Annotated in this window: 6 protein-coding genes; 4 read left to right on the top strand and 2 right to left on the bottom strand. The window is 35.5% G+C overall.

Annotated features, from left to right (window positions below; all coding sequences use genetic code 11):
* Positions 1-2 precede the first annotated feature (2 nt).
* From J2S72_RS02825 to J2S72_RS02840, 4 genes are read left to right on the top strand one after another with little or no spacing between them, the layout of a single operon-like run.
* Positions 3-947, top strand: coding sequence for an ABC transporter permease (locus J2S72_RS02825; protein ID WP_307494951.1), 945 nt, complete (start codon positions 3-5; stop codon positions 945-947).
* Complete coding sequence (locus J2S72_RS02830; protein ID WP_023055557.1) at positions 947-1,759, top strand: ABC transporter permease; 813 nt, start codon at positions 947-949, stop codon at positions 1,757-1,759. Before J2S72_RS02825 ends, J2S72_RS02830 begins: the two co-directional genes overlap by 1 nt.
* Positions 1,756-2,742: an ABC transporter ATP-binding protein gene (locus J2S72_RS02835; protein ID WP_307494952.1), complete on the top strand. Its 987-nt coding sequence runs from the start codon at positions 1,756-1,758 to the stop codon at positions 2,740-2,742. The genes J2S72_RS02830 and J2S72_RS02835 overlap by 4 nt, the downstream gene beginning before the upstream one ends.
* Positions 2,735-3,526: an ABC transporter ATP-binding protein gene (locus J2S72_RS02840; protein ID WP_307494953.1), complete on the top strand. Its 792-nt coding sequence runs from the start codon at positions 2,735-2,737 to the stop codon at positions 3,524-3,526. The genes J2S72_RS02835 and J2S72_RS02840 overlap by 8 nt, the downstream gene beginning before the upstream one ends.
* 258 nt (positions 3,527-3,784) lie before the next feature.
* Here the strand turns inward: J2S72_RS02840 and J2S72_RS02845 are convergent, their stop codons facing one another.
* Together J2S72_RS02845 and J2S72_RS02850 are read right to left on the bottom strand one after the other, a co-directional pair.
* Entirely contained in the window at positions 3,785-13,147 is a 9,363-nt protein-coding gene (locus J2S72_RS02845; protein ID WP_307494954.1) for an InlB B-repeat-containing protein, read from the bottom strand.
* A gap of 357 nt (positions 13,148-13,504) precedes the next feature.
* Positions 13,505-13,939: EF-Tu C-terminal domain-related protein (locus tag J2S72_RS02850; RefSeq protein ID WP_307494955.1), on the bottom strand; the 435-nt coding region annotated here is incomplete at its 5' end.

A 13,939-nucleotide genomic window follows, 5' to 3' on the forward strand; every position in this document is an offset into this window, starting at 1 on the left:
CTATGAAAGCTTTATTAAGTAAATTATTATCAGTCATACTCACCTTAATTTTGGTGAGTATGATGATATTTTTGGTTTTTCAAATTTTGCCGGGTAATCCCGCTCAAATAATCCTTGGCTCAGAAGCCGATGAAAAACAAGTTAAACAATTGGAAACGGAACTTGGAATTGATAAGCCCATGCCCGAAAGATATTTAAATTGGATGAAAGATCTTTTAAAGGGTGACATGGGAAAAAGTTTAAAATATAACGTAAATGTAAAAGACTTATTTATGGACAGGCTTCCTGTCACTCTTTTTTTAACTTCTTATTCTTTAATTCTTACTGTTTTAATAGGCATACCCCTTGGAATTTGGATTGCTTCAAAAGATGACAAATGGTATTCCACCATAATTGCAGGGATCACTCAACTTGGTATCTCCATACCCTCTTTTTGGCTTGCCTTTATTTTAATCTTAATTTTTTCCGTAAAGCTCAACATTTTTCCAACCTTTGGCTACAACGTTATGTCAGGAAACTTGTTGAATAAGCTCTACAAATTTTTTATACCTGCTTTTGCAATTTCCCTTTCAAACATTGCAACAATAGTAAGGTATTTACGTACGGCAATCTTAGACCAAATAAGAAAAAATTATGTAAGAACGGCAAGAGTAAAAGGTCTTGATATAAACAAAATCCTATACAGACATGTCCTTAGAAATGCACTTATACCTGTAATAACTATACTGGGAATTATACTTACATCAAGTATAGGGGGAAGTATTATTATTGAAAATGTCTTTGCCCTTCCGGGAATAGGCTCTCTTATTGTACAAAGTGTATCAAGTAGAGATTTTCCCCTTATTCAATCGGTTGTAGTAGTAATTGCGGCTATGGTTATTTTTATTAATTTTATAATAGACATCTGTTATAGAATAATTGACCCGAGAATAAGAGGTGGTGAATAATGAGAGTTAGAACAGTTTCCATGAAAATCGGAAAAATAATCATCTTTTTATTTCTTTTGATTTTTATTGTAAGTTTTTTTTGGACTCCCTATGATCCAAACCTTATGAACGAATCTATAAAATTTCAAGCTCCATCAGCAGCCCATTTATTTGGAACGGACAACTTCGGTCGAGATATACTCTCTCGCCTCATGGTAGGCTCTCAGACCGCCTTTATTCTATCAATTGGTAGTGTTGGTCTTGCCTTTGGTTTAGGCCTTATTATAGGGGGGCTGGCAGGCTATAGAGGAGGTCTTGTTGATGAAGTCTTTATGCGTATTATAGATGCCCTTATGGCATTTCCCGGAGTTTTATTTGCCATTATGCTTGTATCTGTTTTCGGACCGGGAATAAAAAATACAATACTTGCCCTGGGAGTTATGGGCGTTCCCTATTTCTCAAGGGTAACAAGATCAGGATTTTTGCAAGTGAAAAAAAATGACTTTGTAAGAAGTGCCCTTACAAAAGGTGCTGGAGGTCTACACATTGCAATTCACCATATTATTCCAAATATAAAAAATCAACTTATTGTAGCCATCACCCTCTCCATATCCACAACTATTCTTTCTGAGGCTGGTCTTTCCTATTTAGGCTTAGGCGTAAGACCTCCAAGACCAAGTTGGGGAAGAATGTTAAAAGAAGCCCAAGGATATTTTGTAAATGCACCCTGGTACTTTTTTTCAACAGGTATTGTCCTTTCCCTTATGGTGTTTGGCTTTACCCTATACGGTGACGGTTTAAGAGATAGACGTGTAAAGGAAACAGGACGATGAAAAAATTACTTGAAGTAAATGATTTAACTGTAAGCTTTAGCTTTAATGGTCAAAGAAAAAATGCCGTAAATCACATAAGTTTTGATATATTTGAAAGAGATTTCGTAGGCCTTGTAGGAGAATCAGGCTGCGGAAAAAGTGTGTGTGCTCAAACAATACTGGGAATTGAAAATCCCAATGCAAATGTAGAATCTGGGTCTGTAAAATTGGTAGGAAAAGAAATGATCCACCTAAAAGAAAAAGAATGGATAAAATTCAGAGGAAGAAATATTTCCATGGTTTTTCAAGAACCTATGAGCGCACTTAACCCTCTTATGAAAGTGGGCAAGCAAATAGAAGAGGTGCTTAAAATACACTATAACTTTCCCAAGGAAAAAAATAGGCATTTAGTTCTTGAAACCATGAAAAAGTGTGGACTTAAAGACGTAGAAAATCTATATGAAAGGTATCCCTATGAACTGTCAGGAGGAATGCAGCAAAGAATAGTAATATGTCTTGCCCTTATTGCAAACCCCAGAGTTTTAATAGCGGACGAACCTACCACAGCCCTTGACGCCACTATTCAAATGCAAATTCTATCTCTATTTAAAGAAATTGAAACAATTTATGACGGAGGCATACTCTTTATAACCCACGACCTTACCCTTGTAAGCAGGATATGTAAGAGAATAATAGTTATGTATGCAGGTCGTATTGTTGAAGAAGGACCCGCCGATGAACTTGTGGAAAATCCCAAGCATCCCTACACTGTGGGACTTTTAAAAGCAATACCCTCCTATAAAAAACGTGGAGAAAAACTTTACAACATACCTGGTCATGTTCCGCCCCTTAAAATTCGTTCAAACCAAGGCTGTCCCTTTTTTGACAGATGCCAATACACAAAAGAAATTTGTAAAAAAACCTTTCCCTCAGGAAAAATGATTGAAAACAGGCTCGTTTACTGCCATCTTTACGATGATTCAGGTGATCTTAAAAATGAATGATATTTTAAAAATAGAAAATGTATCTAAAAAATTTTATACAAAGCAAAAAAAACTTTTTGCCCCTAAAAAAGAATTCACCGCCCTTGATAATGTGAGCTTTTCAGTAAAACAAGGAGAAATTTTCGGCCTCGTAGGAGAATCAGGAAGCGGCAAATCAACCCTGGGAAAAATTATTTTAAAACTTTTAAAACCCACTGAAGGAAAAGTTTTTTATAAAGACATGGATATTTCCAAATTTACAAAAGATCAGCTTAACGACTATAGAAAACAAGTGCAAATGGTCTTTCAAGACCCCTACTCCTCATTAAATCCTCATAAAAAAATTGGCTGGTCCCTAATGGAAATAATGATGATCCAAAAAGTTTGCACAAAAGAAGAAAGACTTAAAAGAGCAAAAGATATTTTAAACGATGTAGAAATGACTGAAGACGTCCTTGAACAATTTCCCAGTGAACTTTCAGGAGGTCAAAGACAAAGAATAAGCATAGCCTCTGCCCTTATAATAAATCCACAACTTGTAATAATAGACGAAGGAGTCTCAGCCCTTGATGTTTCCATTCAAGCGCAAATTTTAAATCTTTTAAACGAATTGCAAGAAAAATATAACTTTACATCAATTTTTATTTCCCACGATTTAAATGTTATAGAATATCTTTGCGACAGGATTGCAGTCCTTCACAATGGAGTCCTTCAAGAGGTATTTAAGGCTGAAGACCTCTACCAAGAAGGCAGAAAAGAATATACTAAAAAATTATTTAAAAGCGTAAAAGAAAAACTTAGATAAATAAGTTTTAAAATTTAGTGAAAAAATAAAATCAAAAAAATAATTTACCCTAGAGAGCATAAGCTCTCTATTTTTTTTATAAAATCAGACCAATTTTTGCAAAAATCACTTGATTTTATAAATTTAAAAAAGTTTTAGAGCCATATTTTTTGTAAAATCAGACCAATTTGACAAGCTTTGATGAATTTTATAAATTTAAAAAACAAAAAAAAGAGAGACTTAATATTAAGTCTCTCTAAAATTTAAGATAACTATAAACTATCTTAAAGTCCTTTGAAATTTGCTTTGAAGAATTTCAAGTCCATCAATATTAACATTGAAAGTTACCTTATCATCCTTGATTCCATGAGCTCTGTAGTTTTTCTTGTCATGGATAAATGTGTTGCTTGCACAAAGAATATCTTGGTAAGCCCACATTGAAGGATTGATGTCCTTATAGTTAGTAAGATTCTTATCATTTCTACTTATATAAACTCTATCGCAAACTCTGTTAAAAGCCCTATTACTTACAGCGGCAACTTCTTGTCTCGGAATGAACTCGTCAGCCTTAAAGTTTGCAAGACCGTCAGTATAGATCTTTAACCAACCTTCTTTATAAGCTCCCTCAATTTCTGCTAAAGCCCAATGGTCATTTCTCAAATTCATGTGATTTCCATTAACCTTGTCAATATTTTGGAATCTTCTTAAAGTTGCAATCCATTCAGCCCTTGTTATCTTGTCATAAGGTCTGAAGTAACCGTCGCTATATCCCATAAATACATTAGCTTGAGTGGTTATCTTAACAGCTTCGGTGTACCATTCATTTCCAATATCCTTGTAATTTATCTTATAAGACAAATCATACTTATATCCGTCTTCCTTTAAAGCATTGGCAAGAATTTGAGCAGCTTCACATCTTCTTAGACCGTCCTTAGGTCTGAAATATCCTTGGAAGCCTTGCATATATCTTACTTCTTTAAAGAAATTGATTTTTGTAGGAACTTCAACAATCTTTTCCTTGTAGATGGTTTCATATCTTACTCCGCCACCAGACCAAATTGGTGGTTGCGGTTCTGGTTGTGGTTCATATTTTGCTTGTACAAATACGGTAAAACCTACAACATCTTTTTTGCCATCATCATAAGTTATTTCTACTGTTGCATCTGTAATGCCTGGTTTATCTACATTAGGTTTTTTGATAACTTTAATATCTTGAATTGTCTTTCCTTGAGGAACAGTAATTCTATCTTTATAATCTTCAGGTCTTGGATAAACTCCAACATCTGTCATTATAAGACCTGTACCTGGTGCCCTGTCGAAGTCTGCTACAATTATTGTTTCAGTTTGAGTAAACTTATAAGGTTCTCCATTATATTCAGGTCTTGTTCCTTCTTCAATGTGCCATGCAATAAATTTTGCTCCATTTTGCGGATTTATAGCTGGTAAAGGAATTCCAATTTCCACTTCAGGATTTACATAGTAAATCCTTATTTGAGGATCGGCATTTAAAACTGTTGGATTAACTATTACTCTTACATAATTTGCCGGTGTTTCAGAAGTTCTTCTTCCGTCAGTATCTGCCGGATAGATATTAGGATTAACTTTAACAGGAACTTTTATAGTTTTTTTAGTTCCGTTTTTAAATTCTATTGTAACTTCAGCTTCACTCATTCCTGGTGTACTTACATCAGGCTTCTTTGTAATTTCAAATTTTGAAACATTGTTTTTAAAAGTTATTTCATCTTGTCCCAGTTGCATTTTTATAGCATTTTCATAATCTGAAGGTTCTGGTTGTCTTCCTGCATAGGTTTCAACAACTTTTGCATCAATTTTAGGTTCTGGTACCTTGCTTTCATATTTTGCCGTAATTATAGTTTCATCTTGGCTGAATGAATCAGTTAAAGGACTTGTCCAGCCCGTAAATACCCATTTTACTTCCTTACCGGAAGCATCTGTAACAGGATTTCCATTTTCATCTTTTACAACATCACCTGTTGGCGGATTAACTGGTATAGTTACTTGAGTATTTTTCTTAACCCAGAATGTCTTTTCAAATTTTGTAGCATCAGTTGCTTTTTCAATGCCTTCTTCTGTTGTTTTTACAATAACTTTTACGAAGTCATCTGGAACTTTTGGTTTTGTGTTTGGCTCTGTTTGTTCAACTATATTTGATACATATTGAGCAACAAGGGTAATATCTTTTGTAACCTTAGAAGTAGTTGGATCGAAGTCTTGTCCATCAACTTGCCAGCCTGTGAAAGTATAATTTACTTTTTCTGGATTTGTTACTGCTCCAATTGTTTCATTATGCTTTATTTTCTTTGGTCCTATATAGGTACCACCGTCTGTATTGAAATCTACATTGTGATAATCAGTTTCCCATACAGCTATTGCTTTTGTGTTTCCATTGATGGTAAATTTTGCACCTGGAGCATATTCTGTGCCATCTATATTCCATCCTTTTAAAACATAATTATCTTTTTTAAGATCATTTCCACCAGCTAAAGTAACTTCTGTTCCAATGTCATAGGATAATGCTGCTGGAACTGTTCCTTTCGTTGCATCATTAGCCTCATAAGTTAAAGTAACCTTAGATAGTTTGAATTGTGCAATATATGTCCTATCGCTTGTAACAGGATTTGTTTTGTCAATATCTGTAAACCATTTTTCAAACACATAGTTTGTATTCGCACTAGTTTCAGGAATTGCTAGGTCATTTGAACCTACTGTGATATTTTTATTAGGATTTACATAGTAAGTCTTGTTGCCGCCAACAATTTGACCATTTTCTCCCGCTATAAATTCAACTTTAACATATCCTGGGTGATTTGTTGTATCAACAGATGGCAATTCTTTGAAATTATATTTAAAGGTTGTATCTTCTGAAAAAGTATCATTTAAGTTTTTATTCTTATCGTTTGACCAGTTTCCACCCATTTCTGTATAACCTAGATTAGGATTCTTGAAAATAGCTTCTGCTTTAGATGTTAAGTCAACAGGTTTAGTTGGATTTACATAGTAAGATCTAGTTCCTATAATATCGCCATTACCGTCGCTTACAAATTCTACTTTTACATAACCATTAGGTTTAATTTTGTCACCTTCAATGATATCTTCTAAAGCTTTGTATTCAGCCTTTATTGTATAAGTTGGTGAATTTGCAGGTAAGTTGACAGTTAATGAGTTATTCCAATTATTAAACTCATATCCTGTACTTGGATTTACTGTAGGAGCTGGCACTGTAACATCAACACCTGGTCTAACCCAGTAAGTTTGCGTTCCAGATAAATTGCCATGGTCTCCTTTATCAAATACAACTTTTACATATCCTGTGACTTCTGTAACGCTAATATTATTCTTGTCATAATATTGTGCTGTAATTCTGTCCCCATCTTTGAAAAATGTTTCTTTTTCTAAGTTTACATCCCAACGAGCAAATACATTGTTAGTTGTTGGTGTAACCTTTGGTTCATAATCTTTTAATATAACTGGTTTTTTGGGATTAACATATACAATTTTTTCTTTATTCGTTGTTCCTTCAATAACTCCCTTATCTGTTGTATCAAAAGTAACTGTTGCGTATCCTTCTGGTTTAGTAACGCCAGGTCCAGGTACTATTACAGGGTCAAGCTCTTTGTATTTAGCTGTAACGGTCTTGTCAGCTTTTATTTGGAAATTATCTTCTGTATCCCAGCCAGTAATCTTATATCCTGTGTCAGGAGTTACATTTGGCTTTGTAATTTCAGCTAAAGTTTTAGCTGGGTCAGCTGCTGGATTTACATAGTAAATAGTTTGACCTGTTATAGTTTTTCCGCCATTACCTTTTTCAAAGGTTAAGGTTACATAGCCATCTGGCTTTGTATTTCCATCTGCAGGAATTATATCTTTAAGTTTATTGAAAGTTCCTTCAATAGTTGTTGGTTCTGTATATTTTTTCTTTGTCGCTGGATCTGGTGACCATGAATTAAATTCATAACCTACATCAGCACTTGTTACAGGTGCATTTAGAGTTACTTTTCTGTTTGGATCAACGTAGTAAGTTTTAGTTTGTCCATCTAATATTGAGCCACCTTTGCCTTTAATTACGAAGTCAACCCTTACATAACCAGGTTTTTCTACCAATGACACTTCACCTATTTGATTAAATTTGGCTGTAATTGTTGTGTCTTTCTTGTAATTTGTATTTTGTGCAGAGTTTTGTGACCATGATGCAAATTCATATCCAGTGTCTCCAATTGCTTCTGGTGGATTAAATGCAACATATTTTGTTGGATTTACATAGTACTGTTTAACACCCTTAAGACTACCATTAGCTTCTGCTACAAAAGTAACTGTTACATAGCCATCAGGCTTTTTATTTCCATCTGCAGGTATAAATGGGTCGAGTTCTTTAGCCTTTGCTGTTACAACTATGTCTGTGTCTGTAATTTCAGTTGCGTCGTCCTGATCCCATTTAACAAATTCGTAACCCGTTTCAGCTTTTACTTCTGGTTTTACAAGTGCAGTATTTCCAAGTTTTATTCCTGCATTTTTCTTTACATAGTAGTGTTTTACATTATCTAAGTTTAATCCTTTTTCCGCTACAAATGTTACCCTTACATATCCATCTGGTCTTGTTGTTGGATCTTTAACAGGATCATAAGGGATAATATTTTGTACTTCAGTATACTCTGCTGTAATAGTTGTGTCTTTTGTAAATTGTCCCTTTATTCCACTTGTCCAAGTTCTTGGAGGTGCTTCTTCTGACTTCCAATCTTTGAAAGTGTAAGCTTTAGCTGGTTCAGTTTGTGTCTTTTCAATAGTCTTTCCTGTTGGATTTGTAACTGGTATTGTTACTTCCTTAGTAGGATTAACCCAGAATGTTTTTGTAAATTCACTTGTAGCCTTGTCCGTTGTCTTAACTATAACTTTTACATAGCTGTTTGGTACATCTGGTTTCTTATTTGGATCAGTTTGTTCTACTACATCTCCAGCACCTACTGGCTGAATGATTGTAGCTGTGGTAAATTTATGACGCTTTCCAAAGTCAAAGTTGCCATTTCCTTTTCCGTCATCATTTTGACCAACTTGATCTGCTGTCCAATTGATAAATGTTGATGAACCGTCAGGTTTAACCTCTGGTATCACTACCCAAGCGTTTTTATTAACATAATAAACCTTGTTGTCCTTGGAGTTCATATCACCAGTAGGAGCAACTGTAACTTTTACATATTCTCCAGTAATGTCCTTAAGGTCGCCTTTTTCTGCTTCACTTAGGAATAATGGTTTTTCTCCTGTTGTTAAAGCTTCGTATACGTTTTTGTAAACCTTAATCGGTATATCTAATTCTTGCGGCTCTTTGCCGTCTTTGAAAGTAACTTTAGCCTTAACATTTACTGTGCGAACAAGCTGTTCTTTATCGGCTTTTCCTTTTTCATTTACTAAAGCATATACTTGATCGTCTGTTGTTAAGTCATTTCCAGCTTCGTCATATAATTTTATTGTTACTCCTGCTGGAAGTGGTTTTTCTACATCTTTTTCTTTCCAAACAAGTTGTGCTTTTAATTGTTCAATAGTTGGAGCAAAGTTATTTGTCCAATCTTTTGGTTTAATAGTTGGATCAGTTGGATTTTCTTTTATAGGATTAGGATCTTTAAAGGCTTCTGTTCTTACTAAGCCGGTTGCACTTAGGCCTTCCCAGTTAAAGTATGCTGTGAAGGTGTAGTTCCTGTTGATTTCAGTTTCTTCATTTAGCCAGTTTTCGTTTTTCCATTCTTTGAAGGCCTTGCCTGTATCTGGTGTGATATAGTATCTGTTTTCTTCTTTTACTAATGGTTTTCCCTCTGAGTCTTTGCCATCTTTCCATATAATTGGATGTGGAAGTCGGTCTGATTTTAGACCTTTAATTACGTCGTAGTGAAGTTCTGTTACAGAATTTCCGTTCTTATCCTTAAAAACTCCGCCTTTGTCTTTATCATCAATCTTAAAGGTAACTCTTACATAACCATCTGGAACTGGGTCTTTAGGGTCTTTTACTTCAATGACTCTTACGTCCTTATAATAGAAGGTAATTTCATCTTTACCTGTTCCATTAATTCCTAAGAACTCATTTGTATCTTCATTTACATCAAAGAATAATTGTTGTTGTGGTGCGCTTGTTAGTTTCCAACCTGGTATTGGTCTATAATTTCTTGCATCAAAGTGACGGTTACCATTGGAAACTAATTCTTGGTCAATAATCTTTCCATTTGCTGGATCGTTTTTAAATCGTTCATCGATATAGTTGACCTTGTATTCACGGGTTCTAAATTTTTTGTAGAAGAATTTAAATACATTGTTTTCTACATCAGGATTTGGAATTAATTTTCCAGAGCCATCATCAATTTTTTCTGGCTCTACCTTGAATGTTTGGAAGAAGGAGTTGTTTAATTTAACTCTATCATTATATTCCTTGTAGATGCTATAAACGTCTGAAGTATCTTTATGGTCTTCAAGCTCTTTATGTTGAACAAGTGTCCATGTATCATCTTGCTTGTCACCTGTTGTAGCAACTAGGTAGCCCGCTCTCTTGTCTGCAAGTGTATTTTTTTTAGGGTTTGGACTTACGCTTGTATCTATGTTAAAGTCCTTATCCAAGAAATAATGTTCTACTTTTACTTTCACTCTGTTGTTTGGAGTCCAAATTGCCTTTAAATAGATTGGAGCTACAACATCGTTGCCAAAGGAGTATAATTCTGGAACTTTATAAGTTTCTCTATAAGAGTTGTCGATTTCATCTGTATAGTCGCCTTTAGCATTTTTCTTATAGCGAATTACTTCCCAGCCCATAAAGTCATAGCCATTCCTTGTAGGCTTCTTAGGCTCTACAAGTTTTTGTCTTTGAATAACTGTAAAGACTTGCTTGTCGCCTTCATTGGCTTCTTTTTTCGCATAGGTATTTATTTTTTCTTGACCAATGTCGCCTTCTTGGATTTTCTTGCGTTCTCGAGTTAAATTTTCTTCTTTAATATTTCTTAGTACTCCACCGTTGGGGTCGAAAGTTACCTTCCACTTGTAGTCAGGTTCGCCCCACTTAGCATATAGGTTTACTGGGTGGTTAGGCATGATTTCGCCTGGGTTCTCCCAAATAAGCTTAGTGCCTGCAGGGTCTAGTGCCCAGCCCTTAAAGACCATTTGGTTTGAAAGGTTGTCGGGACGCCTAACTTTTAATTTGTTATTGTCATTTGGGTCCTTAAAGACAAGGTCTGTAAGTTTTAATTTTAGTAAATTTTCTGGATTATCCAATAAGTTGGCTGGATTATCCTTAAAGTATTCTCTATCTGCTTTTGGTGTTTTATTATCAACTAAGTCGGGGCTTAGAACCTTTAGTGGAAATTCATAGAAGGTATCTAATGAGTTGGTTTTTCCAAACTCATTATCACCCTTAATCTTTGATGGGTCGTAGTTAAATCTTAGTGGGTACTTATTACGCTCGTATTCAAATTTAAGGTAGCCATTTGTGCCAAATCCGTCCCAGCCGTCAGGGTCGCCCCATTCATCGCCATTATTAAAGAAGGCCTTAATAAATGGCATCTTACCTAAAGGGCGTTCTCCATAAATGTCTGTATTTGTCTTAGCAGGGAATGGAGTTACATCTTTACGCTCATCGTTTTTAGCATCTATGCCATCTGAATCAAGATATTCCGGTGTTTCATTACCTCTCTTGCCAGTAAAGCCTTGAACCCTGGGGTATACAGGCGCATAAGTGTCAGAATTGGTATCTGCCTTATACCTGTATAGGTCGTAGCGGATAATTGTTTCGTCATTCTTAAAGCCATCCATCCAAAAGTCCATGTGGTGAGGCATAGAGTCTACGTCCTGCTTTATGCCAAAGGAAAGAATTTTATAATCGTACCACTTTAAATCTATCCTCGATCCATCACCCTTATCTATATTTTTCGTATAGCCGCCCCATTTATCGTAATTTTTTGGCAAGTCTAAGAATTGGTCGGCATTTAATCTATAAGGAGGTGTGTCCAAGTGAAACGGCCAATTTGGACTATTATAGTTTGATCCCCAGCCAAAGGATTGCATGTCTTTGCTAAAGCCTTTGGTTTGCATGGCATCGTTTGGCCAGTCTAACATTAGCTGGTTGAACCTTGCCTTGTAATGGTAAGGATTGCCAGGGCCGCCCTTCTTCACTAACTTGCCTTGACCATCATATCCCCAAATTTCAGGGTAGAAAGTATTTTCTTTAGGTAGGGCATTCGACTTAGTGAAGTAGAGCTCGTATTCTTGTCTGTCGTAGTAGATATTGTAGACAGTCTTACCTGTTGAATCAACAGGCTTAACTAGGTTTGCATTATCAGGGTCCTTGTTTTGCTCATGAGTTAGTTTTTGGTTATATACATAGAATTTATTTAGATAAAGATCTTTTCCACGATTAAATCTATCGCCCTTCCATATCTTGGCTAGACGATCTGGGTCTAAGTCTGGGAAGACTATGTCTTTTACAGGTTCATTATCTATGTCTGGTCTTGAGCCTGTCATTTGATCCTTATAGACACGAGTACCTATATAGTCATACTCACCTGCATGGTCTGCCTTTTCTGCCCAAAATTGGACAGCGTAGCCTGCCTTGTCCTTGTCCTTCCACACAGCTGTGAAAGTAAGATTATTTGCTGGCATAAGCAAATTAGCAGCAAGATTTTTGATAGCTTGACCGGTTCCAACTTTAATTATTTCATTTGCATTATATGTTTTTCCATCCTTTGTACTTAAATCAACCGATGGCTTCCAGCCTTGGAATTCGCCGCCGACTTTTGTAGGAATATCTGCATCGGCAATTTTAGGAATCACTTGTCCATAATAAAGTGTACGAGCCGGAAGGGCTGTGCCACCTGCAGTGTCAAATGTCACATCGTAATGGGCACGGTTGTAACGGTATTCCAATATAAAGTTCGTGGCATTTTCTGGAACTTGCATTGTGATAGATTCAGCTTCTGGAACAAAGCCTTTTCTATTTGGATGACCTTCAGTTAAAGGACTGACTTCCATGGTAGACCCAGTATTACCTTGTTGGGTGGTAATAAGCTCTCCTTCTTCTCCAACGCTTCCGTTCGGATTTGTATACTTAGTAAAATCTTCTAAGTCTTGGAAGACGTGTTTGATTTTAATGCTATTACTTTTAGCAGCGTATTTAAACTCTTGCTCGGCACTGTATCTGTCACCATTAATTTTGTCCTCAGATTTAATGCCTGCTTTTGCCTTATTCACAATTGTGTCATAGTCAATTGTAAAATTATCTTGCGGCTCGTCATAACCAGCAAGTTTTGGCATGTCAATAGTCTTATTGACCTTATCTTTTTCTGCTTGTGTTGCATCTGCACCTACACTTGCGATATAAGGCTGGTAGCTTATATCGTACTTTTCACCCTTTTGGGTTTTAAAGTCTGTGTGCAGGGTGTAGATGTCCGGCTGAACCGGATTTTTTATAAAATCTGTCGCACTTTGTCCACTGTCCAGTTTTACCGGATTTATGGGTATTTTTTCATTGTTGATGAATTTTGCCTTGCTCTCTGATAGGTCATCATGGTTAACTGAAGCAAAAACCTCCAAAGGACCTGATAATAACATGGTTAAAATTAACATCCAAACACATAATTTTTTAAAGCAATCTCTCATATTTTTTTCTCCTTACCCCACTTTACTGTTTTATTTCAAGTTTTAAGTCTTCATTTTTTAATTACTAAGTTTATACTCTATAAATTTGGTAAAATTTACATAAGACCGTTAATTTTCATACTTCATTATACCATAATAAGTTTGCAAAATCAGCTTAAATAATAATTTAGAGCCCTTTCTATTATTATATTTTTTTAATTATTATTTATATTTATTCTATTTTTATTTTTTATTTTATTTATTTCGACTCAGCCTCCGGACCAATAAATTGGTCCCTAGATTGGGTTGTGTTTTCAATTAAAATTTTATTTTTGCAATAAAAAAAGCTCTCATAAAATGAGAGCTTTTATTTTATTTTTAGTCAAGTAATTTTGATACAACGCCTGATGCTACTGTTCTTCCACCTTCTCTTATGGCGAATCTTAATCCTTCATCCATTGCGATTGGTGTTATTAGTTCTACTGTGAATGTTGCGTTGTCTCCTGGCATTACCATTTCTACTCCTTCTGGTAGTTCAATGTTGCCTGTTACGTCTGTTGTTCTGAAGTAGAATTGTGGTCTGTATCCGTTAAAAAATGGGGTGTGTCTTCCGCCTTCTTCTTTTGTTAATACGTATACTTCTCCTTGGAATTTCTTGTGAGGATGTATTGTGCCTGGTTTTGCTAATACTTGGCCTCTTTCGATTTCGTTTCTTTGTACTCCTCTTAGTAGTAAGCCTATGTTGTCTCCTGCTACTGCTTCGTCTAATAGCTTCTTGAACATTTCTACGCCTGTTACTACTACTTGTCTTTT

Origin of the sequence: Peptoniphilus koenoeneniae (genome assembly GCF_030812875.1) — a bacterium.
GTDB lineage: Bacteria > Bacillota > Clostridia > Tissierellales > Peptoniphilaceae > Peptoniphilus_B > Peptoniphilus_B koenoeneniae.

Bases quoted from the DNA above. Each gene is read 5' to 3' on its own strand.
- J2S72_RS02825 (WP_307494951.1), top strand. From the start codon at position 3: ATGAAAGCTTTATTAAGTAAATTATTATCAGTCATACTCACCTTAATT.
- J2S72_RS02830 (WP_023055557.1), top strand. From the start codon at position 947: ATGAGAGTTAGAACAGTTTCCATGAAAATCGGAAAAATAATCATCTTT.
- J2S72_RS02835 (WP_307494952.1), top strand. From the start codon at position 1,756: ATGAAAAAATTACTTGAAGTAAATGATTTAACTGTAAGCTTTAGCTTT.
- J2S72_RS02840 (WP_307494953.1), top strand. From the start codon at position 2,735: ATGAATGATATTTTAAAAATAGAAAATGTATCTAAAAAATTTTATACA.
- J2S72_RS02845 (WP_307494954.1), bottom strand. From the start codon at position 13,147: ATGAGAGATTGCTTTAAAAAATTATGTGTTTGGATGTTAATTTTAACC.